Source organism: Clostridium sp. CS1-1 (assembly GCF_056135525.1).
The window spans coordinates 502,557-525,802 of sequence record NZ_CM148680.1; the positions used below are offsets into that span (position 1 = coordinate 502,557).

The following is a 23,246-nucleotide window of genomic DNA, read 5'->3' on the forward strand; positions in this document are numbered from 1 at the left end:
TAATTATATAAAGAGTAAAATATTTATTTAATCATGGAGGTTTTTATATGGAAAATAAAAAAGTTCTTGTTGTAGATGATGAAGAGAATGTATCGGAACTTCTTAAGTTATACTTAGAGGCTGAGGGTTTTGTAGTAGAGATAGCAGATGACGGGTTGAAAGCTCTAGAGTTAGCTAGGAAATTCAAACCAGATTTAATTATATTAGATATTATGCTTCCCTTTAAGGATGGATGGCAGGTGGCTAGGGAATTAAGAAAAGATATGGATACACCTATAATTATGCTTTCTGCAAAGGGAGAAGAATCAGATAAAATTCTTGGACTTAATTTGGGTGGTGATGATTATGTAACTAAGCCTTTTTCACCAGGAGAAGTAGCAGCAAGAGTTAAGGCTATTTTAAGAAGAGTGAGGAATGAAGAACAAGAAAAAGATATTTTAAAATTTTCACATCTTATAATTGACTTTTCTAAATATGAAATTATTGTTGATGGGGCAAAAATAGTAAGTACTCCAAAAGAAGTTGAAATGCTGTGGTTATTGGCAAGTAATGTGGGTAAAGTTTTTACAAGAGATCAGCTACTAAATAGAATTTGGGGTTATGATTATCTAGGTGATTCACGAACTGTTGATACTCATGTAAAAAGGTTGCGTCGAAAAATCGAAAAAGATCATCCATGCACCTATATACAAACAGTTTGGGGAGTAGGGTATAAATTTGAGGTGGTGAAAAATGAAGAAAAATCTATTTAGTAAACTTTTTTTAACTTATCTTTTATTAATATTACTTGCTATTGGAATAGTAAGTTCACTATTTTATATTTTCTTTAATAACTATTATTATGGAATTAGAGAACAACAACTTCTTACTCAAGGAAAAGAAATATCCCAAGTTGTAAGTACTAACATAAAAAATAAGGACTTTGCTCAAATGGATGAGACAATAAAGGTTTATAATAAAATGAATATTTCACGTATGTGGATTGTTAACAAAGAAGGAAATATTATTAGCGGCCCAAGTAAGGCTGATAACCCTGATAATGAATGTCCAGAAAGTGAACAGATAAGAAGAGCACTTAATGGAGAAGTAGTTACAAATCGTGGAAATATAACATATTCAGCTGATCCAGTACTTTCTGTAGCTTTGCCAATATATGTTGAAGGTAATATAGAAGGAGCGGCGTTTGTTTGTAATCCACTTTCAGACATTAATCACAGTATTTCTCAAGCTCTAAAAATTGTGATTCTTGCCGGTGTTATAGCTATTATTGTTTTAGCCTCAGTAAGTTTTTTTATATCGAGAAATATTACGAGACCTATTAAGGAAATAACAGAAATATCTTTGGAAATGGCTAAAGGTAATTTTACTCAAAGAGTTAAAGTTACTTCTAATGATGAAATAGGAAAGTTAGCTGAAACATTTAACTATATGACAGTAAAACTAGATAAAACCTTGAGAGATTTAGAACATGAAAAAGATAAAATGATTGAAATGGAAAGAATACAAAGAGAGTTTGTTGCAAATGCATCTCATGAACTTCGTACTCCTCTCACTTCTGTTAGAGGATATATTGAGGCAATTCTTGATGGAGTTATAAAAGAAAAAGAACAGGAAAAGAAATATCTCAGAATTGTTCTTAAAGAAACATTAAGGTTACACAGATTGGTAAATAGTCTTTTAGACTTATCTAGAATGGAAGCCGGACATGTTAAAATAAGCAAAAGAGAGTTGTCTATTGATGAAGTTATTCAAAGAACTGTCAATAGATTGAAACCATTAGCCGAGGAGAATAATATACTTTTAGAAACAGATAAATCAAAAGATTTACCTAAAGTAATAGGAGATGAAGATTTAATAGAACAAGTAATTATTAACTATGTTACCAATGCTGTAAGATTTACTCCCAAGGGAGGAAAAATATTGGTTAAATCAGATACAAGTGAGGATAAGGTTAATGTACATGTTATAGATACAGGTATAGGAATTTTTTCGGAGGAATTACCTAATGTTTGGAAAAGATTTTATAAGATCAATGATGCAAGACCTTTATCTAAAGAAGGGTCAGGTTTAGGACTATCTTTAGTAAAAGAAATAATGGAGCTTTTAGGAGGTAGAGCATGGGTGGAAAGTTTCCCTGGTAAAGGTTCTACTTTTAGTTTTAGTTTACCTGCTAAAGAAAGATAGCGGATGAAAAAGTTCACAAATAGTTCCTATGTAGTTCAAAATGAGTCTTTAAAATAAAAGTATACTTAATCAAACATAAAATTAAAACTTTGAGTTAATTATCAAATTATTTTTAAGGAGAGATTTGAAAAGGCAATGAGTTTAAAGAATTTTGATATAAATGATGTTGAGGCTAGAAGAGAATATATAGAAGCATATGTTAGTTACTTCAAGTTTGCTGAAGGTGAAGAAGAAGAACATGCTGTTGAATCAGGAGATACTACTGAAAGCAAACAATCAGTACAAAATGAAAACATATGGAAGGTTCAAGATCTAAAGGGACTTTTCCGTTAAATAAATAAATTTTAACAGCAGTATTTTGTTTAATCATATAATATTGGTTGAGCAAAATACTGCTATTATAATATAAAATTAAAGAAATAAAAGTAACAGATAAAACTAGTTAAATATAAAGATAAAGTAAAACTTGAATCAGATGGGGTTTTAAAATCCCATCTGATTCTTAGTTGAACGAATCCAGGGACGTAGCCGCTCTTTACTCCCTCTTTGGGAAAAGCAGAGAACCAAAATTTCTGATTTTGTGTGAATCGCTTTCACACAGTGTGAGGGAGAATTAGAGCGGGTAGTCATCGGATAAATTACGTAAAGGTCGTGTAAAACTGTGAATATAATAAAAAATGCGGGTGGTGACATGTATAGTGCAAAAAGTTTAGGTGAAACACGTGTAAGCTAAGTACCAAGGTTTTACTGTTCTAGAATAGTGAACTACATTACCATTTCTCCTAGTGGCAATGAGAAAAGCTGTAGTCATAATAATAGGCTTACTATTAAAATTGGTATATTCTATGCTGGCTTCGTCTGCTATACTTTGCAAAACTTCTAAATGTAAAAGTGGGTGTTGTTCGTATAAATAGGAATTATATAGCATTAAGTGTTTAATGTGGCTATTTTCTATTGCTAAGCTGAATTTTCACATAACTATATGCTTGTTTTTAGTACTACTTAATAGAACTTTGTTCTTTTAACAAAATTAAAAATGAAACTTGAAAAATAATAATAGAAAATATTATAAACCATTGAAAATAAAAATATTATTGTTATCTGAGTTATTATTGCACCTGGAATGTTTTTGCCAAAAACAGGTATACCTATACCATAGTTCATTATGCTTAAGGTAATTGTTAGCATGGCAGAACTTAGAAACCAAGTAACAGACTTCATTTTTGTATAATAGCTGCATACACCTAGTGAAACACCAACAATTCCATTAGTTAATAAAAAAAATAGTCCTTCATGTACACTTAAAAACATAATAAGCATACTGGATACAAAATATGATAAAACACCTGATTTGGGATTTATCCTTGAAACAATATAAATAGGTACTGCACTAAATACAGTTAGAAATACAAATACTTCAGAAAATAGAGCAGGTATTAATTGAAATAAAGCTGCTATTACTGCAAATAATGCTCCAGTTGCCATAGTCTTTGTATTTATCATAGTATTCCTCCAATAGTTTAGTCTACATAATGTAGTATTATTATATGACTTCAAACTATTGTCTGTTACAAATATTCATTTATATGTTCTAGTTTAATAAGGAATGAATGACCTATCTCAAAAATATAGTATTATGTGTATATTACTATCGACTCTCATTCTTTTACCATTCAGATATTCTTATAAAAGAGAATAATTGGTGCTAATAGAACATTTTTAGTCATATAGTTATAAAAGAATAGAATATAAAGGAGCGTAAAGTTAGTTGTTAGAAAAAGTTAAAGTTAGTTTACGGCCCATTGTTAGTAAGGTAAATTTACCTACTGTTTTGAAAACAGCTATGCTTCCGGGTGACCCAATGGAGAGATTATTTATTGCAACCCAAGTAGGAGAGATCTTTTACATTGGAAACGGAGTTGTAAGAACCTTTTTAGATATTCGTCCGCAAATTTTAAAACTAGGTTTTTCTGGTGGAAGATATGATGAACGTGGATTGATAGGGCTGGCGTTTCATCCTCAATTTAATTATAATGGTTTGTTTTATCTTCATTATTCAGTAGCTGGAACACAAGGGCCAGGTGCTCTTCCTAGTTCAGAAGTTTCAAGACAAGGTCTTCCTGAATTTTTTAAACCTAATCCCTGTGAACCTAGAACCTTAAACCAAAAGTGGATAAATAGAGAAGTTAATTATGATCATATTGATACTGTTGAAGAATGGATTTTGCAATCCACTGGTCAGCCTCAAAAACGGCGGACATTACTTAATTTAAGAAGACCATTTTTTAATCATAATGGTGTCAATAGCTTAAACTTTTCACCTGAAACAGGCAAGCTTGTTTTAACAACGGGAGATGGTGGATCAGGCTATGATCCTTTTAATTCAAGCCAGAATGATATGGAAATTGCCGGTAAAGTAATTGAAATTGATGTAGCTAAGGATACATTTATCAATAATCCGCCGGTAGTCACACGTTTTAATGAACTACCTGTACCTATTCAGGAAACGCTTACGGTAATTGCCAAAGGGGTTCGCAATATACCTGGAATTTCATTTCAAAGGTTTTATAACCAGTATATCAAGTATGTAGGAATTGTAGGACAGGATCTGGTAGAGTCAATTTTTTCATTCGTTCATTACAAACCGATACCGGTTACTCAGCTTATTCAAGCTTATTTAATGAAATCTGAACCTGACCAAGAAGGATTTATTAACTTTGGCTGGCGAGGGTGGGAAGGTGCTTTTCCTACCTCGATTATAAGGGGTTGCTCTGCAAATCCGACTCTGGATGAGGAAACACTTGCTTATTACAATGATGCAGTAAAAACTTCAACACAGCGTATTCCGCCTCTAATCAGCTATTTTCATAAAGATTCTAGGCCGGATAAGTTTGGAGGAACTGCACTTACAGGAGTGCAGTCATATATGGGGAATGGAATTTCTAATTTAACTGGAAGCGTTGTGTTTACCGATTTTGCACGTAATGAAGGATCTAAACCTCCAATTAGAGGGGTTTTAGCTTATACTAGGGTAAGGGCAGATTGTAAACTAAATGATTTTAGTGTTATTGAAACAGATTATAATTTTGGGTCTCAATCAGCTTATTATACTAGTTTGGGAACAAATCTGAATCAAACCAGACTATATTTAGGGGTTTATGGCTCTATGAATGTGACTGATTTTAACCAAGGTACTATATTTGAAATTGTTCCATGATTCATAACTATAAAATCAGACTTAATACCAGATAAATCCCTTTCCTGGATTTATTGAATCGAAATATAAAACAACTAACCGTCAAGGTTATGGAGAATACGTAAGTGATTCAAGCTACTATTTATAGAGATAAATGTTTAACATTTGATAAGGTATGTTTTAGAACAATTAGGCAACATGTTTAGGAAAATCATAAGGATGAAGTTTTTCGTTTTGTAAAAAGTGATAAAGGTAAAAGTATCTATAAAAATACATCTTATGAATACTGCCGTATTAAATAAAGGCATAATTTTACCCAACACCTAAAAAGGTGCTGGGTTTTTGAACAATCTAACTATTTATAACTTTAAAATTATAAATAGTGTTTTTAAATTTTGTTTGAATAAATATTCATTTTAGAGAACACAACTTATTTGTGCTGGGATATAAGTTACTTGTATTAGAACATAACTTAATTGACATAGAATACAACTTAATTGTATTTCTACTTAAACTTAGTGTAACGCTTATTTCTTTAGCTACACCCCGTAGTAGATCCGCAGTCTAAGCATACCATACAAGTTCCGTTCCTAACCATTCTAGTACTTGAGCAAGTAGAACAAGTAGAGCCATAAACTCTTTCTCCATCTACCTTTTTACTCTTAACTTCACCATCATTTAATTTTGAAGAATCAGCTGCAGCCTCATTTGCACTACCTACTGTATCTTCACCGTAATTTTCTGGCTTAACTTGACATCTTGAGTAGTCACCAAGCTCAATGTCAATTACCTTACTAATTAAATCAGATATAGAGGACACATATTTAATGTAAGGATGCTTTTGTACAAATCCATAAGGCTCATACTTTTGACCTCTTAACATTCTAGCTATATCCTGAGGTGCTACATGATACTGAAGCATTACAGAAATTGATTTAGAAAGTGAATTTAAAAGTCCTGTAATGATAGTACCTTCTCTATCAGTTGTTATATATATTTCTGATATCTCTCCACTTTGACGCCTGTTAACAGTAGTATATATCTTAACATCGTCAATTTGTGCTGGATGCGTTGTGCCTTGACGAATTCCTACAGGTTTATCACGTTTTGAATATTTCACTCCTTTTTGAAGCTCTTTAGCTTTTGCAAGAAGTTGTTGATAAGTTAGGTTTTCAAGCTTTGTGTCTGTAGTATCACTTAAGCTAGTATTTAAAGGCTGGGCTGCCTTTGATGAATCTCTATACAAAGTAATACCTTTTACTCCAAGCTTCCAAGAGGATAAAACTACATTCTTGAAATCATCTACAGTAGCAGTTTTAGGTAAGTTTACAGTTTTTGATATAGCTCCAGATATTAGTGGAGTTATAGCAGCCACCATAAGAACGTGACCCATTGCGTCGATATACCTCTCACCACTTCCGCAGCGATTTGAAGTATCAAATATAGGAAGATGTTCTTCTTTTAAATGGGGAGCACCCTCTATTTTACCATCTAAAATCTTTTCGTAACTAAATCCATTTTCAGTTACAGTTTCTTTTTCAACCACATAATTTAAAATATCCTCAATCTGTTCTTTAGAGTAACCAAGCCTCTTTAAAGCCATAGTGATAACAGGATTTATCATTGTCATAAATCCGCCACCGGAAAGTTTTTTATAAACAATATGACTGAAGAATGGTTCTATAGATGTAGCGCCGCAATCCATTGCGAAAGATATAGTTCCTGTTGGAGCAATAACGGAAACTTGAGAGTTTCTATATCCAAATTCTCCACCAGACTGAAGAGCCTTAATCCAACATTCTTTTAGGGAATCACTTATATATTCTAACCCCTCTTTGTTTAAGTTATCATGATTTACCTTTAGAGGTTCATAATTCAAGCCTTCAAACTTAGAATCGAAGTTATCTTCTCCTAATTCATTTAAGAGACTTAAGTTAACCCCAGAAGTTCTAGCATGATTTCTTATAACTCTCATCATATAAGGCTTATTTATTTCAAACTTTTCAAAAGAACCAACCTCTTTAGCCATTAATGAGGATACATAGTAAGAATAACCTGTAAGAGTACCAATTAAAGCAGCTGCTAAAGTTCTAGCTTCTTCTGAATCATAAGGATAACCCATAACCATAAATAGCGAAGCTATATTTGCAACTCCAAGTCCTGTTGCTCTAAACATGTATGTTTTTCTTGCAATATCTTCAGTAGGAAACTGACCCCAGTGTATTGAGGCTTCTAATATTAACTGGGTTAAACCTATAACGTGTAGGTATCCATCTATATCAAATTTATTATCATTAAAGTTATAAAATTTATATATATTAATAGAAGCTAAGTTACAAGAAGAGTCATCTAAAAATGCGTACTCTCCACAAGGATTTGTTGAATTAATTCTATTATAGTCTGCATTGTAAACTCCATCTTCACCTGCAGGACATGTGTGCCAAGCATTAAAGGTATCATCAAACTGCGGTGCTGGGTCAGCACAATTCCAAGCAGAGGAATTGAAAGCTTCCCATATATCAGAAACCTTAGCTGTTTTAGTTAACTTTGAATCAACTCTACCTTTTAGTTCTATTATATCATCATGATTCTTACTTAAGTTTTCTACTTTTTTCATAAAAAGATCTGATAATCTTATTGAGTTATTGCTATTTTGTCCTGAAACAGTTTCATAAGCTTCTCCATCAATATCCATGTCATAACCCATTTTTCCTAGAGCTCTTACCTTATTTTCTTCTTTAGCTTTCCAAGTTATAAAATCCATAATTTCAGGATGATCTACATCAAGACATACCATTTTTGCAGCTCTTCTCGTAGTACCACCAGACTTTATAGCACCAGCATTCCTATCCAAACCTTTTAAGAAGCTCATTAGACCAGAGGATACTCCACCACCAGAAAGCTTTTCTCCCTTTGCTCTTATGCGAGAGAAGTTAGTACCAGTACCGGAGCCACCCTTAAATAGCTTAGTTTCTGTTATGTATTGCTCTGATATTGAGTGAGATCCTAGAAGTTTATCTTCTATTGATAATATGAAACAAGCAGAAGCTTGAGTTCTTGAATAATTATCGTAACTTTCAACTATTTTACCTTGCTTTTCATCAAAGTAAAAATGCCCTTGCTTTGCTCCTTTTATACCATATGATTGAGAAAGACCTGTGTTAAACCACTGAGGAGAATTAGGTGCATACATTTGATTTAATAAAGTATAAACAGCTTCATCATAAAAAATAGAAGCTTCTTCCTCAGTTTTAATAATTCTTTCATCCTTAAGAGATTCGCACCAAAAGTTAACCATTCTATCTGCAACAGCTCTCATACTACTTTCATAACCAGTTCCACTCGGAACACCAGCTTTTCTAAAATATTTTGAAGCTATAATGTCACAAGCATTTTGTGAATAATGTTCTGGAAACTCTAAATCCTTCATATCAACTAATACTTTATCTGTTTTATGGTCTTTTAAAAACACATCAACCTTTTTCCACTTAAATAAATCAAAAACAGTTTTATTACTGTCTGTTTCCAAATCTTTTGTATAATACCTTTTAAATAAATTTTTTATAGAATCCAATATAAGTCTACCTCCTTGTATGTAAGTAATAGAAATAAACACTATATATAGTAGTGCTGTTAATTGTTACCCACTATATATAGGGTCTTTTTTATTATAAAGCACATTCAACATAAATTCAATGAGAACTATTTGCCTAAATTTTATTTTATCCAAATTTAACAGAAAACCTATCACCTAATACAAAGTTAAAGTATAGAATAATACTAGTAATCAATATTAGGTGGTTAAGATATGCCAATATTTAAGTTAGGTTCTAGAGGAACTGAGGTAATGAAGATACAGGCAACCTTAAAAAAAGTAGGATATAATCCGGGTATAATTGACGGCGTGTTTGGAAGCCAAACTGAAGAAGCTGTTAGACAATTTCAAAGAAACAATGGATTAACGGTTGATGGAATTGTAGGTGCTAATAGTTATAGAATTTTAGAGAGATTTATGCTAGGTTATGATGCTTATATTATAAAACCAGGTGATACCTTATATTCCATAGCTAGAAACTATTATACGCAGCCTTATAAAATTATAGTTGCAAACCCCGGTATTGAGCCTTTTGATCTGATTCCAGGAAGGAGTATTATAGTACCATATGGAGTTGATGTAGTGGATACAAATATAAACTATACTTATGACATTTTAAGAAGAGATTTAGAAGGTTTGAAGGCAAGGTATCCGTTTTTAACTATTGGCAATGCAGGGAAAAGCGTTCTTGGAAGAAATCTTTATTATGTAAAGCTTGGTACAGGACCAAATCAGGTTTTCTATAATGGTTCTCATCACGCACTAGAGTGGATTACAACTCCACTGCTTATGAAATTTATAGAGAATTTTGCTAAAGCATACACAGAAGGGCGAAGTATAAGAGGTTATAATATAGGTGATATATGGAGTAGAAGCAGTATATATATAATGCCTATGGTAAATCCCGATGGAATTGATTTAGTTCTCAATGGTTTAAAGAGAGATAACCCATATTATAATGATTTAATAAAATGGAATAAGGGTAGCACAGATTTTTCAAGAAACTGGGAAGCTAATAATAGAGGAGTCGACTTAAACCATAATTACAATGCAGGTTGGGAGCTTTCAAAGCAAGCGGAAGCCAGTTACGGTGTATTTGGACCAGGGCCAACAAGGTATTCTGGACCTTCGCCTGAATCAGAGCCTGAAACTAAAGCAGTGATTAACTTCACTAGAAGTCACAATTTTAGATTAGTACTTGCTTACCATAGTCAAGGAGAAGTTATTTACTGGCAATATGATGGAATAACTCCTCCAGAGTCTGAAAAAATAGGTAACTTATTCTCTCGAGTAAGTGGATATGTTTTATCACAGACTTCTGGAATAACATCTTATTCAGGATACAAGGATTGGTTTATTCAAGAATATAGAAGACCGGGATATACTATAGAGGTAGGCAGAGGAACAAATCCTCTTCCAATAAGCCAATTTAATAAGATATACAATGATAATGAAGAATTATTACTGCTAGCCTCTGTAATTTAGAACTTATCTATATTAAAGATTATTATAGGTGATGGGTTTTAAAGAGTTGTTTATTTAGAGTGATTAGATCATTAAAGATACTAAAAGAATAAAAAGCATATAAAGAGCTAGATAGAGTAAAATCTCAATCTAGCTCTTTACTATGTAAAATAAGCTTCAGAATATAGATTATGTATAATTATTCAGGGTGCCTTCAAAGAATACATGACATACTGACTACTAATATTATGACAGACACTTAGTTTTCTGTAGAAAGAAGCCCTAATATAGTAGATTTGTTATGAATAACTAATTCTTTGTGTCTATTAGAAGAAATCTCTCCAATAGATAAAGCGCCTTCCACAGAATACTTTAATTTATTTTGGATATTTGCAAGTTCTTCTTCAAAAAGGTTTTCCAAGAACATAGCACGAGAAATACAATTAAATAATAAAGGAGTATATTTTTCAGGTGCATTTGAGGCACATTTTGTGGCTATGTCTAGGGAGGAGCTTAGTAAAGAGTTTACATCACCTTTAAGTATATAAAGCTCTCTATCTTGGGGGATATCTGCTACGCAGACTATTTCATTATTTTCATTTAAAGAGATTGGATCCCTCACTACTAAATCAGTTTGTCCATTTTTAACAATACCAAAAGGATGATCTTTTGCATAAACAAAAAAATCTGATTTATAAAGTGTGATTTTTTCTTCATCTTCAATTACGTCTCTATAAACATCGAAGGCATTATAGCTATCAAGCTTAGATAGTATATTGTTTTTGGACTCGGTTATATAGAATGGTCCCTCAAGTTTATTCCAACCATGGCTTACTGCAAGTTTAACCGGTGATTTAATAATACATACGTATGAAACATCTTTAAATATACCATCCTTGGTAAATATACAAGGCCTTTGGATTAGATCATAGTACCCTGCACCACCGCCAATATAACTCACGTTATTTCCAAGTTTATTGTAAATTGTATCTGTTAAGTCTTTCATTTTACTTGATAAACCATCAACTAAAACCAGTGCAGTACAATTTTGCATAGTTTCAGGATTAAGTTTGAATCTCATTAAGAAAGGAAGAACAATGGATGAGTATAGAGGTTCATATTTTTGAACAATAAAACCCTCTTTCAAACTTTGGTTACCTACAAGAAGTCTTGAGTATATGCCACCAAAGAATTTTATGTCACCTTTATTTAGATAAGATATTAGTTCCTCAACATCTGATGAAGAATTTTCTGCAGTTAGTATCATTAATTCTTCATTGTCTTTTACATTTAGATCTTTAACATAAATCTTTAATTCGTTTAATGATTTTAAGTACAACTATGACCCCTCCAACACTTAACTTTTTAAGTCTATAAAATTAGCTTAAAGTATTAACTTAGTAATTATACCAATTATACTAAAGAGTTATCATAATTGATATATTATTTTGTAGAATAAAGGTTAAATTTAGCATAGTTTAGTTATAATTAAGACTAATTTTTATAAATAGTATAAGGCTTTTGCTAAAACTACCTTTATAAATAGTAGTAACTGTGGTAATAATAGTATATAATAAGGGACGGTAATTACTTATCGTAGTTAAATAGAAGGAGTGATAGATTCAATGATAAACATAGGAGAATTTAATATTCTAAAGGTAGTTAGAAATGCTGATTTCGGATATTATTTAGATGCTGGTACAGGAAGAACTGGGGATGATATACTCTTACCTAATAAAAGTGCATTAGACAGAGAACTATCTATTGGAGAAGAAGTTAAAGCTTTTATATATAGAGATTCAAAGGATAGAATAATAGCAACTTTAAAAGAACCTTTAGCAGAAGTTGGAGATGTGGCATACCTTAAAGTGGTTGAAAAGAGTAGGGTTGGTGTTTTTGTTAACTTTGGATTAGAAAGAGACGTGCTCATACCTTTTAAGGAGCAGCAATACGATTTAGAAGTTAACAATAGTTATTTATTCTACATATACTTAGATAAAACGGGGAGAATTGCTGGAACGACAAACATAGATAGATATTTAGATAATTTAGACCTTGAAGAGGAAGATGGAACTGAGAAAGAAAAGTACAGGATAGGAGATGAAGTTACTGGCATAGTATATGGTTTTCAAACTAATGGAAGTGCTATGATTGCTGTTGATAAGACCTATAGAGGAGTAATATTGCAGAACGAATACTTTTCTGATCTTAAAGAAGGAAATGAGTTAAACCTCACAATAAAAAAGATATATGAGGACGGAAAATTAGGGCTTACTCCAAGAAAGAGACCTGTAGATGAAAGATTGGCTCTTCAAGAAGAAATATTGGATTATTTAAAGAAAAATGGTGGTTTTATGCCTTTTAATGATAAGAGTTCTCCTGAAGATATAAAGAAAGTTTTTCATCAGAGCAAAAATTACTTCAAAAATGCATTAGGTGGATTAATGAAAAGAGGGCTTATCGTTCAGGATGAAGAGGGAACGAGATTAAAGTAATACTTGGCATAAGTTTACAAGGATATAAAGTTAGATAATAGAAAAAATAAATGTAATATACTTTCTGGAGGTGAGTCCATGAGAAAGAAGGTTGTTATATTTATTTTTTTTATAATAATATTTATTGAAGGGACTGCTTTTGCAGGATACAGTAGATATGAGGTTCACTTCATTGACACAGGTCAAAGTGATTGTATTTTAATAAAAAGTATTAGTAAGAATTATTTAATAGATACAGGAGCGCCATACTATACAAATAGTATTTTAGAATATCTAAGTTCAAATGGGGTAAATAATATAGAAGCGATTATCATTACACATTATCACGACGATCACTATGGTGGACTTCTCAGGATTGCTGAAAGTAAAAAGGTTAATACAGTGTTTATACCTACTCATTATAGCGAAATAAGATATGATTTATTTAAAACCTTAATGGAAAAAGGTATAAATGTAAAATATATAAATAAAGGATGGGTACTTAAACAAGGTAAGATTAAGTTAGAAGCTATAGCTCCTACTAGGGAAGATAGAAAAATAGAAAATAATAATTCAATAGTTCTACAAGGAAAGATAGATGGAATAAAGTATTTATTTGCAGCAGACTGTGAAAAACAAGAGGAAAAAGATATAATTAATGGTGGAGAGCTTGAACAGTGTGATATTCTAAAAATACCACATCATTCATTAAATACTAGCAGTACAGACGAGTTTTTAGAATCAGTGAAGCCTCAGGTTGCAATAGTCACTTGCAATGGAGTGGAAACTCCAGATGATAAAATAATAAAAAGGATAAGTAAAAAAGTAGAAGTACTCTTGAGAACAGATATTCATGGGAATATAATAGTTAAGAATGGATTTACTGTAGGAACAAAAAATAGAACCGTCGTGAAAATTAATGGAAAATAAGCTATAAATAATACAGAAAAGGTGTAACATTTTAGAAACTAGTATCTAAAATGCTACACCTTTTCTATATAAAAGCCAGACCTATTAACGATTTCTACCTCTAAGAAATACCTTAACAATTTCATTAAGAATTAAAGGAACAAGAGATAGTAGTATTACAAAAATCCAGTCGTTCAAGGTTAAGCGATAAACTTTAAACACTTCTGCAAGTGCTGGCACTGTTATAACTATATTTTGAAGCACTATTCCAAATACAATTGCACCAAGTAGCTTAGTATTTGTAAAAAGCCCTAATTGGAATATGGACTTTTTGGAGTGTCTCATATTAAGAGAGAAGAATAGTTGAGATACACTTAGTACTACAAAAGCCATAGTTTGAGCGTGCATTAGGGAGTTTGGATAAATTATAGTTCCAATGTGGAAAGCGCCCAAAGTTAAAAGTCCTATCAATAGACCATTTAGAATTAAAAATATACCAGAGCCACCAGCGAATAATCCTTCTTTAGGGTCACGAGGCTTTTGGTTCATTACATCAGGGTCACCAGGGTCGACGCCTAGAGCTAGTGCCGGCAAACTATCTGTTATTAGGTTAACCCAAAGTAAGTGTATTGGTCTTAAAGGAGCAGGCCAACCTAAGAGTATGCCGATAAATAGGGCAATAATTTCTCCTATATTACAGGATAATAAGAAAATTATGGACTTTTTAATGTTGTTATATATATTTCTGCCTTCTTTAATTGCTGCCACTATTGTTGAAAAGTTATCATCGGTTAAAATCATGTCTGATGCACCCTTAGCGACATCAGTCCCGGTGATTCCCATTGCCACACCAATGTCTGCAATTTTTAAAGAAGGAGCATCATTTACTCCATCACCAGTCATAGATACTATATTTCCTTTTTGTTTTAATGCTTTAACTATTTTAACTTTGTGCTCAGGAGATACTCTTGCAAAAACTCTCAGGTTTTCAATTCTACTTAAGAGTTCACCATCAGGCATTTTGTCAAGTTCTGCACCAAATATAGCTTGAGATTCATTGTCTGCTATTCCAAGTTCTTTAGCTATTGCAAAGGCAGTATTTTTATGATCACCTGTAATCATTACTGTTCTTATACCAGATTTTTTACACTCTGCTATAGAATCTTTAACATTTTCGCGAGGAGGGTCAATCATCCCCACAAGTCCTATGAAAGTCAAGTCTTTTTCTAAAGAGTCAATTTCAATATGTGGAGAGTTTAATGTCTTGTAAGCGCCTGCAAGTACTCTTAAAGCGTCATTTGACATTGAGTTTGAAGCTTTCATTATATTAGATTTCAATTCATCTGTTAAAGGTACTACTTTGCCATCGATATAAATATTTGTGCATAGTTTAATTAGGTTATCTACGGCTCCTTTGGTCATTACATAAAATTCATTATTATATTTATTTACAGTAGTCATAAGTTTTCTGTCAGAGTCAAAAGGTAGTTCATTTATCCTAGGGTGTAACTCAGACATATTATTTCTAAAAATGTTAAATTTTCCACCGGCTTCTAAAAGAGCAATTTCCGTTGGATCACCTGTTTTGGAAGTCTCAGAGTAAGTGGCATCGTTACATAGTACCATATTTTCTAGAAGAAGCTTGTGCACTGGATTATCTGACTTTAAGCTAGAAATTATATCTAGGCTATTGTCTGCGTAAAACTTAGTAACTGTCATTTTGTTTTGAGTCAAAGTACCAGTTTTATCGGAACAGATTATGTTTACAGCACCTAAGGTTTCTACTGCTGGAAGCTTTCTTACTATAGCATTTTCTTTTATCATTCTCTGAACGCCCATGGCAAGCACTATGGTAACTATAGCTGGAAGACCTTCTGGAATTGCAGCTACAGCTAAGCTTATGGCAGTTAAGAACATTTCAAATATATCCCTTTTTTGAAATAGAGCCACTAGAAACATAAGAGCACATATACCGAGTGCAATTATACCTAGTATTTTTCCGAGTTCAGCAAGTCTTTTTTGCAGTGGAGTTAGTTCTCTCTCTCCTGTATCTAGCATTTTTGCAATTTTACCTATTTGAGTATCCATACCAGTGCCAACTGCTATACCTACGCCTCTTCCATAAGTAGAAAGGGTAGATGCAAAAGCCATATTAATTTGGTCTCCAAGTGCAGTATCTTCTCCACTTAAAACTACATTTGCATCCTTATCTACAGGTACAGACTCACCAGTAAGGGCAGATTCTTCGATCTTTAAATTAGCAGTCTCTATAAGCCTTAGGTCACAAGGGATGTATCTTCCTGCATCAATTATTATTATGTCTCCTGGAACTAATTCTTCAGAATCAATTTCTTTAAGTTCACCATCTCTTCTAACAACAGCTTTAGGAGTAGAAAGTTTTTTTAGAGCATCAAGAGCTTTTTCTGCTTTGGATTCTTGAACTACACCTATAACTGCATTAATAATTATTACTAGCGCTATAATTATTGAGTCACTTATTTCTCCTAGAATACCAGAAACTACTGCAGCCGCTATAAGTATATAAATGAGTGGATCATTTAATTGTTCGATTATAAGCATGAAGAGGGATTTTTGCTTTTTTTCTGTTAACTTATTAAGCCCATACTTTTCAGTTCTTATTTTTACCTCTTCAGAAGTTAATCCATTCATAGGATCTGAACTTAGCTCTTGTATAACTTCTTGGACATTTTTTCTAAACCACATAACATCACCTCATTTATATTATTTGTATATATGTTTAAGATTATCAAAAAAAGACCTTTGCCCTATAAAAATAGAACAAAGGTCTTGCAATCTCTTTAAGAGAGAAAACTATCCGGGCATTAAGCCGGGATGACGAATAGTTTAAAGCTTATAGCTTTTGCTACTCCCCTTTACATTAATTGTATCACATGATAAAATAATCCACAATACAAAATTATTTATAATGCATAAAACAGTATAGATAAACTTATTTGACTTTGCTTATTAAATTATAAAAATTAGAAGTGTCATTTATTTTGTACATTATCAATTTCACTCTATCTATAAAATACTACTCCAATAACACCTGAAATAACTATTGTTAAAATAGGATGTACCTTTTTAGATAAAAGTATGCCTAATATAAAAACTCCGATAATAATGCTCTTTACATCATGATAAGATTCTTTTGCAAGAGACAAAAAAGCAGATATTATAAGTCCAATAAGTGCAGGACGCATTCCGAGTAATACTGCCTTCATAGCCTTGGATTCTTTAAATTTCATTATATAATGAGTGGCTATGGAGACAAGTATAAAAGAGAAAGTTACTACGCCAGTAGTACCAGCAACACTTCCTAAAAATCCTGATACCTTATATCCAACAAAAGTAGCAGAATTTATAGCTATAGGTCCAGGAGTCATTTGAGAAATACCTATTATATCTATGAATTCTTTATAGTTTATCCAGCGATGACTATTAACAATTTCATGTTCAATTAGAGGTAGCATAGCATAACCACCACCAAAGCTAAATGCACCAATTTTAAAGAATGACCAAAATATTTGGAGGATTGTGTGCATTTAATTCACCTTCTTTCTTAAAAATAGGTAACCATATATTCCTGACAAAATTATAACTAGTACCGGGTGAAGTTTTACAATACTAATAAGAATAACGGTTATAATTACGATTAGTAGATTTTTAATATTTTTATCTACAGATTTAGAAAGGCTTACCACTGCTATTAAAACTAGCATAGGTACAGCAGCTGCAATACCCTTAAATACTAAGTCAACATAATAATTAGTTCTAAACTGCATAAAAAAAGAAACTATAATAAGGATTATAAAGAATGAAGGAAGAATAGTGCCTAGTAAAGCTATAATGGCTCCAAGTGAACCACCTATTTTATAACCTATAAAGATAGATGTATTAACTGCAAGAGCACCAGGAAAGGATTGTGCTATAACTAAAATATCTAAAAATTCTTCATTCTCGATCCATTTTTGGTTATCAACAACTTCAGTTTGGATTAGCGGAATCATAGCATATCCACCACCAAAGGTAAATGCACCTATTTTAAAGAAACTTATGAACATGGAAAAAATTTTTTTCAAATCAATCACCTCAATTTGTTCAATTTATAGCCATGAATTAAGTGGTATAATTCATAACTTATTATAAATTATACCATATTAATTAAAAAATAAAGAAGACTGATATAGACATTCAGCCTTCTTTATTGAATCACTAGGTTTATATACGATTTTCTCTAGCTTGAATTGAACCTTTATAAAGTGTAAATTTAGCATCATATTCTTCTTTTTTTCTATAAAGCTCTTCCTCAAAAGATATGTTGTTTCCTAAAGTAGCACCATTAGATATATCCTGTTCTGTAGCGAATTCTTCGTTATACTTATTTTTATTTGTCTCTGAATTTTTCATTAGCAATCACCTCAGTATCTATAATGTACAAATAAGATAAAAAGTATAACAGTTATTTCTATACTCATAGAATAAAGATTGGCAAATTTGCCTCAAATTTAAAGGAGTATTAATTCTAAAACTGAGCAAACTTATATCATAAAGTTAAGTTATGAAAGCAACATCGTAATTTGACTTTACAAAATAGATTAAATGGATTAAATATTAAATGGATTAAAGGAGGAATATTATTATGTCAAATAGAAGCAATAGAGTATTAGTACCACAAGCTAAAGCAGGATTAGACAGGTTTAAAATGGAGTCAGCTAGAGAAGTTGGAGTAGACTTAAAAGAAGGATATAATGGAGATATAACTGCAAGAGAAGCTGGATCAGTAGGTGGTAACATGGTTAAGAAAATGATTGAAGCATATGAAAAAGGTTTAGTATAGCAGGTCATTAATTAATAGTAAGGCCAGATAGATTAAGTTCTATCTGGCTTTCGTCTTTATAGATAAACTAAAAGGCAAATTTCAGATATAATAGTAAATGTAAATAGTAAGTTTATTTAAGCTTCGATGGTTATTAGCCGAATATATTAAGTAGAAAAGTAATTAAAGTAGTATGGATGTCTATGTGTCGTCCTTTTGAGGGGTTAAGCAGTATAAACAAGTTCTCTTATGAAAATAGGATTGATGTATATATTAGATTAGTGGAGGTTATATCATGGAGATATCGAGAGTTAATAGAAGTTCTTCTGTTACTTCTGAAAAGAAGGGAGTGTCTGTTAAGAAGGATTTTTCTCAGAGTTTTAATTCACAAATGCAGAAAAAGTCCGAAGAACAACTTAAGGAGATGCTTGATAGCATTAAGAAAAAAGGAAATAGATTAGCTATAACTAAATCTTATGTTGATGTGAAGGCTTATAAAAAGATGATAAAGGAGTACCTTGAATCAGTTCTTCAATATATGTACGGAATAAAAAAAGATATAAGTTTTTGGCAGACTCAGTATTTTATAACTGTGGATACTATCGACCAAAAACTTGAGGAGTTAACTCAAATGTTAGTAAACGACCAAAAAGAAAATTTAAACGTAGCAGCTACAATTGATGATATATCAGGATTACTTGTGGATATTTATAAGTAACATATTAGGTAAGTTCTAAGTAATGCTTGAAATAAGTTTGATTGGATGACTAACTACCACTAATATCATATTTGGCAGTTAGTCATTGGATTTTTAATACAATTCTAGCTTAGAACTGGAAGGAGCATATTTATTAGCTTCCATATCTGAAGTCCATTTTATCTGAAGATCCTTCTACAGTTACGTTAACTTCTACTTCTAGCTGGCTTATTTTTAAAGGATCTTCAACTTTTTGTTTAGGATACTTTCTATTAAAATTCTCACCTATATCAAATATATCTAAGTCTTTTTTCTTATACTCTTCAAATATTCTTATACATTCCCTCTTTATGTTTGATTCAGCATTATTTTCTATCTCATTTTGTGTTTTCTTTTGAAATACAAGCTTTTTCTGAGCTTCACCTACGCTAACCTTTGTATTAATTATTTTCTTTATATGTATTTTTTCACCATCATAACTTAGTTCTGTGTTTGTTTTGCTTTTTAATATTTCAAGGGTTACAAATTTGTCGGGAGCGCTTGGATTGCTTACTTCTAATGTTCCACCTTTTATATTATCAATAAGGAAGTTATAACCTTCCCCTTGACGTCTATCTAGCGTACCTACTAGCTTAAAGTCTTTAATAATAGCTGCATCGGAGACTTCTATTTTATCTTCTGGTTGATCACTCTTCATAGCTAATGTAGTAATTACGGCAACATTATTGTGGGTGGCACTTCGATTTAAGAAATCATTGAGACTTAAAATTACGCCTCTAGATGAAGCTTTTATATTATAAATGAGATCGAAAACGAATAGTCCTACATAATCTTGCTCTTTTAACTTAGCATTAAGTAGTTTTTGAGGATCGCCTTTATAGACAGCAATACGTGCTCTTACCACGGTTTCTTGATCCCTATCAAAAAAATCTATAAAATCTTCTAACCCTTTTTCAGCAGCTTTTTGGGTAAATATAATTCCTCTATTTTGAGTATAGTTAAGCTTGTAACTCGAAGATAAGTTAAGATCTCTTGCTATTTCGAATATAGTCTTTCCTGTACCTTGGAATAAAACCCTATCTCCTTTGCCAGAGGCACCATTGCTACCTCTTGTTGGCTTAAAAGCCTCTACATAAAGTATAGGGTTACCGTTTCCGTCTATATCTATGATAACAGCAGTTACAAATATAACTTTATCTATGTCTTTATAATTAAAACATCCATTAAATAAAATCGTGCATATTATACTAAAACATAATATAGCTTTTCTCATTTTATATCATCCTTATTTAGAATATTCTTGGATATATCTTTTAGTTCTTTTCTTATGAATAGGTCCTTATACTTGAAGTCATTAGTTGTAGTAAGAGGCATAAAATAAGGATAACCACAACTATCTAGTGATGATAAATGAGCAATAAGTATAAAAAAGCTTGCAAAAAAACCCATTAACCCAAGAAGTGATGATAAGATTATGACCAAAAGAGTCCACAAGTACAGTGAAGAATAAAGTTTAGGAACTAAAAAGGAGGATATAGCTGAAAGTGCTACAACGATAACAGTACTTTGTGAAGCAAGTCCTGACCCAACAGCTGCATCTCCAAGTATTAAAGCACCAACTATACTCATTGCTTGACCTATCGGTTGAGGAAGTCTTATTCCAGCTTCCCTTAAAAGCTGAAAGAAAAAAAGCATCAATAAGACCTCTAATATTAAAGGAAAAGGAACATCTGCTCTTGAAGCCGCCAATCTAAATATGAACACTATTGGAATCAAGGCAAAATGGTATGCGTTTAATGCTATATAAAGACCAGGAAGCAACACTGCCAGGCAGAAAGAAATTAACCTTAGTATCCTAGTGGCATTAGTAAAATATCTATTCAAGTAATAATCGTCTGCCATTTGGAAGTTTTCTATAAAGAAATAAGGTACTGTTAGTACAAAGGGAGTTCCGTCTACCAGGATTGCAATTCTTCCTTCAAGTATTTTAGATGCAGCGATATCAGGTTTTTCAGTGTATCCTACAGTATCAAAAAGAGTTCCTCTAGATTTGATTTGTTCTTCTATATAGTTAGTATCTAGAATGAAGTCTATATCTATATCACTAAGTTTTTCCTTTACATGTTTAATTAGCCTTTCAGGAGCTGTATCTTTAATGTAAGCAATCATAACTATGGTATTAGATTTTCTACCAACGTTTAAATTCTCAATTGTTAAATTATGATTTTTTATTTTTCTTCGTATTAATGCGATATTATCTACAATTGCTTCATTAAATCCTTCTCTAGGGCCTTTTATTACCGCTTCAGTTATCGGTGTTGTTATGCTTCTTTTACTAAATCCTTTTGCCTCACAATAAATTGCACCATCTACAAAGTCAAAGAGAATAACTACATCTCCAGATAGAATATGGATAAGGGTTTCTTCTTTTTCTTTTATACTTTCAGCAGAAGCACTATATAGTACTTCTTTTTTTATAAGTTCTATATCCGGTTGTATGTCATCGCTCCTTATAAGAGGCTCAATTATATATTGGCTAACATATTTTGAATCACAAAGGTTATCAATAAAGAACATGTGTATAGTACCTTGGTTGCATAACAGTTGTCTATGCTTTAAGTCAACGCTTTGACTCAATCTTTCTTCAATATAATCAATATATTCATCCATAATTATCACCCTCTCCCTTAGTATCTGTTTTTTTTAGGATAACATTCATTATTATGCAAATAATATTAATGTTACAATATTTAGAAGGTGGGGTGGAGATTACCATATGGATAAACTAAGTCATAAACACTTATTCTTCATAATGTGTGCAGTTTCAATAGTATCATTAAAAACTTATCCAGGTATATTTATGAGGAATGCAGGAAGGGACAGTTCAGTTGCAGTTGCAATCTCCTCTTTAATCATAGTTATTTGTTTTTATCATATTATAAGAATATGGGTAAATAATAATTGCAGCACTTTGAGGCAGGTATTTGAAGAGGCATTAGGTAAGTTTTTAGGAAAGACTTTTTTGATTATATTTGCATTTATGATATTTTTAACTGTGATAGAATGTGCAGCAGTAGAAACTAGTGTTATACATACAAATTTATTTATTGAAAGTCCTCAGTGGTATATCTTATTCTTTATAGTTCTTCCTGGTCTCTATACTATAAAAAAGGGAAAAAATGCAGTTATAATAGTTATTATATTTTGCATGCTTATCTCAATCATAAATGGAATTAATTTGTATATATTAACGGCTCCATTTAAGAAATATAGACGGATGCTACCTTTATTTGAGAAGGGGATTGATTTTAACTTTTTTATTGCCATAATTGAATCTCTTGGGCTTTATGGTTCTTTAATAATATCGTTAGCTTATTTAAAATATATTAAGAGCACTAAAAGCTTAAAAAGGTGTGCGTTAGTGAGTATAATTTTTATAGTACAGATGATTATTGTATCGACAAATGGGATTATTACTACCTTTAGCATTGAAAGAGCTAACTCACTTTGGTATCCTAAGCTTATTCAAACTCAATTAATTTCCTATTTTGGATTTATAGCTAGCGGTGAATTTTACGTAATATTCCAAGTTTTGGCAGGATGGTTTGCAAAGTACATAGCAACTTTTTTTGCACTTATGGCTATTTTAGAAGAACTGAAAATAGATAAGTTGTTTAACATGAATATTTTACCTTATTCCATAACGGGACTGGTATATGTATTAGCTTTTGGGGCAAGTAGTAATTTGTTAAATACAATCAAACTACTAGGCATCTATAGTTATATAAGCCTTGTAGGATTTATAATAATACCACTAATAATTTTTAGTATATTTGCTATCAGAGCTAAAATAAAAAATAAAAAATTGAATGACAAATGTTAAAAGT

General features: G+C 31.8%; 19 protein-coding genes. 10 read left to right on the forward strand and 9 right to left on the reverse strand.

Translation table 11 applies throughout. The annotated features are described in order from the left end of the window. The first annotated feature begins 47 nt into the window (after positions 1-47). The 3 genes from AC0N0V_RS02210 (at position 48) to AC0N0V_RS02220 (ending at position 2,517) form a co-directional block, all read left to right on the forward strand. Positions 48-752 carry a response regulator transcription factor gene (locus AC0N0V_RS02210; RefSeq protein ID WP_474461922.1) on the forward strand — a complete coding sequence of 235 codons (705 nt, stop codon included), beginning with the start codon at positions 48-50 and terminating at the stop codon, positions 750-752. Beyond that, the gene (locus AC0N0V_RS02215; RefSeq protein ID WP_474461924.1) at positions 733-2,184 is read left to right on the forward strand and encodes a sensor histidine kinase; all 1,452 of its coding nucleotides are present in this window, start codon (positions 733-735) and stop codon (positions 2,182-2,184) included. The genes AC0N0V_RS02210 and AC0N0V_RS02215 overlap by 20 nt, the downstream gene beginning before the upstream one ends. Before the next feature lie 108 nt (positions 2,185-2,292). After that, a complete protein-coding gene (locus tag AC0N0V_RS02220; RefSeq protein ID WP_474464407.1) occupies positions 2,293-2,517 on the forward strand; it encodes a DUF6448 family protein in 225 nt (74 codons plus the stop codon). 669 nt (positions 2,518-3,186) lie between these two features. Here the strand turns inward: AC0N0V_RS02220 and AC0N0V_RS02225 are convergent. Beyond that, positions 3,187-3,687 (reverse strand): YybS family protein, encoded by a 501-nt coding sequence (locus tag AC0N0V_RS02225; protein WP_474461925.1) that lies wholly within the window; start codon positions 3,685-3,687, stop codon positions 3,187-3,189. A gap of 265 nt (positions 3,688-3,952) precedes the next feature. On the opposite strand from AC0N0V_RS02225, the gene AC0N0V_RS02230 reads away from it, so the two are divergent. Continuing rightward, on the forward strand, positions 3,953-5,401 hold the full coding sequence (locus AC0N0V_RS02230; protein WP_474461926.1) for a PQQ-dependent sugar dehydrogenase: 1,449 nt from the start codon (positions 3,953-3,955) through the stop codon (positions 5,399-5,401). Positions 5,402-5,915: 514 nt separating this feature from the next. Here AC0N0V_RS02230 and AC0N0V_RS02235 read toward each other — a convergent pair. Continuing rightward, complete coding sequence (locus tag AC0N0V_RS02235; protein WP_474461927.1) at positions 5,916-8,954, reverse strand: vitamin B12-dependent ribonucleotide reductase; 3,039 nt, start codon at positions 8,952-8,954, stop codon at positions 5,916-5,918. 234 nt (positions 8,955-9,188) lie between these two features. Between AC0N0V_RS02235 and AC0N0V_RS02240 the strand changes: the two genes are divergently transcribed. Next, on the forward strand, positions 9,189-10,460 hold the full coding sequence (locus AC0N0V_RS02240; RefSeq protein WP_474461928.1) for a M14 family zinc carboxypeptidase: 1,272 nt from the start codon (positions 9,189-9,191) through the stop codon (positions 10,458-10,460). Positions 10,461-10,698: 238 nt separating this feature from the next. Here AC0N0V_RS02240 and AC0N0V_RS02245 read toward each other — a convergent pair whose 3' ends face one another. Continuing rightward, positions 10,699-11,778, reverse strand: a complete 1,080-nt coding sequence (locus tag AC0N0V_RS02245) for an FIST signal transduction protein (RefSeq protein WP_474461929.1) — start codon at positions 11,776-11,778, stop codon at positions 10,699-10,701. A gap of 286 nt (positions 11,779-12,064) precedes the next feature. Here AC0N0V_RS02245 and AC0N0V_RS02250 point away from each other — a divergent pair, with 286 nt between their 5' ends. Together AC0N0V_RS02250 and AC0N0V_RS02255 are read left to right on the forward strand one after the other, a co-directional pair. Further along, positions 12,065-12,934, forward strand: a complete 870-nt coding sequence (locus AC0N0V_RS02250; protein ID WP_474461930.1) for a CvfB family protein — start codon at positions 12,065-12,067, stop codon at positions 12,932-12,934. A 78-nt stretch (positions 12,935-13,012) separates the two neighbouring features. Further along, positions 13,013-13,843 (forward strand): ComEC/Rec2 family competence protein, encoded by an 831-nt coding sequence (locus AC0N0V_RS02255; RefSeq protein ID WP_474461931.1) that lies wholly within the window; start codon positions 13,013-13,015, stop codon positions 13,841-13,843. Between the two features lie 84 nt (positions 13,844-13,927). Here AC0N0V_RS02255 and AC0N0V_RS02260 read toward each other — a convergent pair whose 3' ends face one another. The 4 genes from AC0N0V_RS02260 to AC0N0V_RS02275 all read right to left on the reverse strand — a co-directional run bounded on the left by AC0N0V_RS02260 (position 13,928) and on the right by AC0N0V_RS02275 (position 18,253). Then, positions 13,928-16,546 carry a calcium-translocating P-type ATPase, SERCA-type gene (locus tag AC0N0V_RS02260; protein WP_474461932.1) on the reverse strand — a complete coding sequence of 873 codons (2,619 nt, stop codon included), beginning with the start codon at positions 16,544-16,546 and terminating at the stop codon, positions 13,928-13,930. A gap of 317 nt (positions 16,547-16,863) precedes the next feature. Then, entirely contained in the window at positions 16,864-17,388 is a 525-nt protein-coding gene (locus tag AC0N0V_RS02265) for a chromate transporter (RefSeq protein ID WP_474461933.1), read from the reverse strand. Continuing rightward, a complete protein-coding gene (locus AC0N0V_RS02270) occupies positions 17,389-17,907 on the reverse strand; it encodes a chromate transporter (RefSeq protein WP_474464409.1) in 519 nt (172 codons plus the stop codon). A gap of 157 nt (positions 17,908-18,064) precedes the next feature. Continuing rightward, entirely contained in the window at positions 18,065-18,253 is a 189-nt protein-coding gene (locus AC0N0V_RS02275; RefSeq protein ID WP_474461934.1) for a hypothetical protein, read from the reverse strand. A gap of 232 nt (positions 18,254-18,485) precedes the next feature. Here AC0N0V_RS02275 and AC0N0V_RS02280 point away from each other — a divergent pair, with 232 nt between their 5' ends. Next, positions 18,486-18,683, forward strand: coding sequence for a small, acid-soluble spore protein, alpha/beta type (locus tag AC0N0V_RS02280; RefSeq protein WP_474461935.1), 198 nt, complete (start codon positions 18,486-18,488; stop codon positions 18,681-18,683). Between the two features lie 274 nt (positions 18,684-18,957). Next, complete coding sequence (locus AC0N0V_RS02285) at positions 18,958-19,380, forward strand: YaaR family protein (RefSeq protein WP_474461936.1); 423 nt, start codon at positions 18,958-18,960, stop codon at positions 19,378-19,380. A 133-nt stretch (positions 19,381-19,513) separates the two neighbouring features. Here AC0N0V_RS02285 and AC0N0V_RS02290 read toward each other — a convergent pair whose 3' ends face one another. Both AC0N0V_RS02290 and AC0N0V_RS02295 read right to left on the reverse strand, forming a co-directional pair. Continuing rightward, positions 19,514-20,632, reverse strand: coding sequence for a Ger(x)C family spore germination protein (locus tag AC0N0V_RS02290; RefSeq protein ID WP_474461937.1), 1,119 nt, complete (start codon positions 20,630-20,632; stop codon positions 19,514-19,516). Next, complete coding sequence (locus AC0N0V_RS02295; RefSeq protein ID WP_474461939.1) at positions 20,629-22,029, reverse strand: spore germination protein; 1,401 nt, start codon at positions 22,027-22,029, stop codon at positions 20,629-20,631. The genes AC0N0V_RS02290 and AC0N0V_RS02295 overlap by 4 nt, the downstream gene beginning before the upstream one ends. Before the next feature lie 106 nt (positions 22,030-22,135). Between AC0N0V_RS02295 and AC0N0V_RS02300 the strand changes: the two genes are divergently transcribed. Further along, entirely contained in the window at positions 22,136-23,242 is a 1,107-nt protein-coding gene (locus AC0N0V_RS02300; RefSeq protein ID WP_474461940.1) for an endospore germination permease, read from the forward strand. Positions 23,243-23,246 lie beyond the last annotated feature (4 nt).

Excerpts from the sequence above, each read along its gene's own strand:
- AC0N0V_RS02215 (WP_474461924.1), top strand. The coding sequence starts at position 733 with ATGAAGAAAAATCTATTTAGTAAACTTTTTTTAACTTATCTTTTATTA.
- AC0N0V_RS02275 (WP_474461934.1), bottom strand. The coding sequence starts at position 18,253 with ATGAAAAATTCAGAGACAAATAAAAATAAGTATAACGAAGAATTCGCT.
- AC0N0V_RS02255 (WP_474461931.1), top strand. The coding sequence starts at position 13,013 with ATGAGAAAGAAGGTTGTTATATTTATTTTTTTTATAATAATATTTATT.
- AC0N0V_RS02265 (WP_474461933.1), bottom strand. The coding sequence starts at position 17,388 with ATGCACACAATCCTCCAAATATTTTGGTCATTCTTTAAAATTGGTGCA.
- AC0N0V_RS02280 (WP_474461935.1), top strand. The coding sequence starts at position 18,486 with ATGTCAAATAGAAGCAATAGAGTATTAGTACCACAAGCTAAAGCAGGA.
- AC0N0V_RS02260 (WP_474461932.1), bottom strand. The coding sequence starts at position 16,546 with ATGTGGTTTAGAAAAAATGTCCAAGAAGTTATACAAGAGCTAAGTTCA.
- AC0N0V_RS02240 (WP_474461928.1), top strand. The coding sequence starts at position 9,189 with ATGCCAATATTTAAGTTAGGTTCTAGAGGAACTGAGGTAATGAAGATA.
- AC0N0V_RS02290 (WP_474461937.1), bottom strand. The coding sequence starts at position 20,632 with ATGAGAAAAGCTATATTATGTTTTAGTATAATATGCACGATTTTATTT.
- AC0N0V_RS02250 (WP_474461930.1), top strand. The coding sequence starts at position 12,065 with ATGATAAACATAGGAGAATTTAATATTCTAAAGGTAGTTAGAAATGCT.
- AC0N0V_RS02285 (WP_474461936.1), top strand. The coding sequence starts at position 18,958 with ATGGAGATATCGAGAGTTAATAGAAGTTCTTCTGTTACTTCTGAAAAG.
- AC0N0V_RS02300 (WP_474461940.1), top strand. The coding sequence starts at position 22,136 with ATGGATAAACTAAGTCATAAACACTTATTCTTCATAATGTGTGCAGTT.
- AC0N0V_RS02210 (WP_474461922.1), top strand. The coding sequence starts at position 48 with ATGGAAAATAAAAAAGTTCTTGTTGTAGATGATGAAGAGAATGTATCG.
- AC0N0V_RS02225 (WP_474461925.1), bottom strand. The coding sequence starts at position 3,687 with ATGATAAATACAAAGACTATGGCAACTGGAGCATTATTTGCAGTAATA.
- AC0N0V_RS02270 (WP_474464409.1), bottom strand. The coding sequence starts at position 17,907 with ATGTTCATAAGTTTCTTTAAAATAGGTGCATTTACCTTTGGTGGTGGA.
- AC0N0V_RS02295 (WP_474461939.1), bottom strand. The coding sequence starts at position 22,029 with ATGGATGAATATATTGATTATATTGAAGAAAGATTGAGTCAAAGCGTT.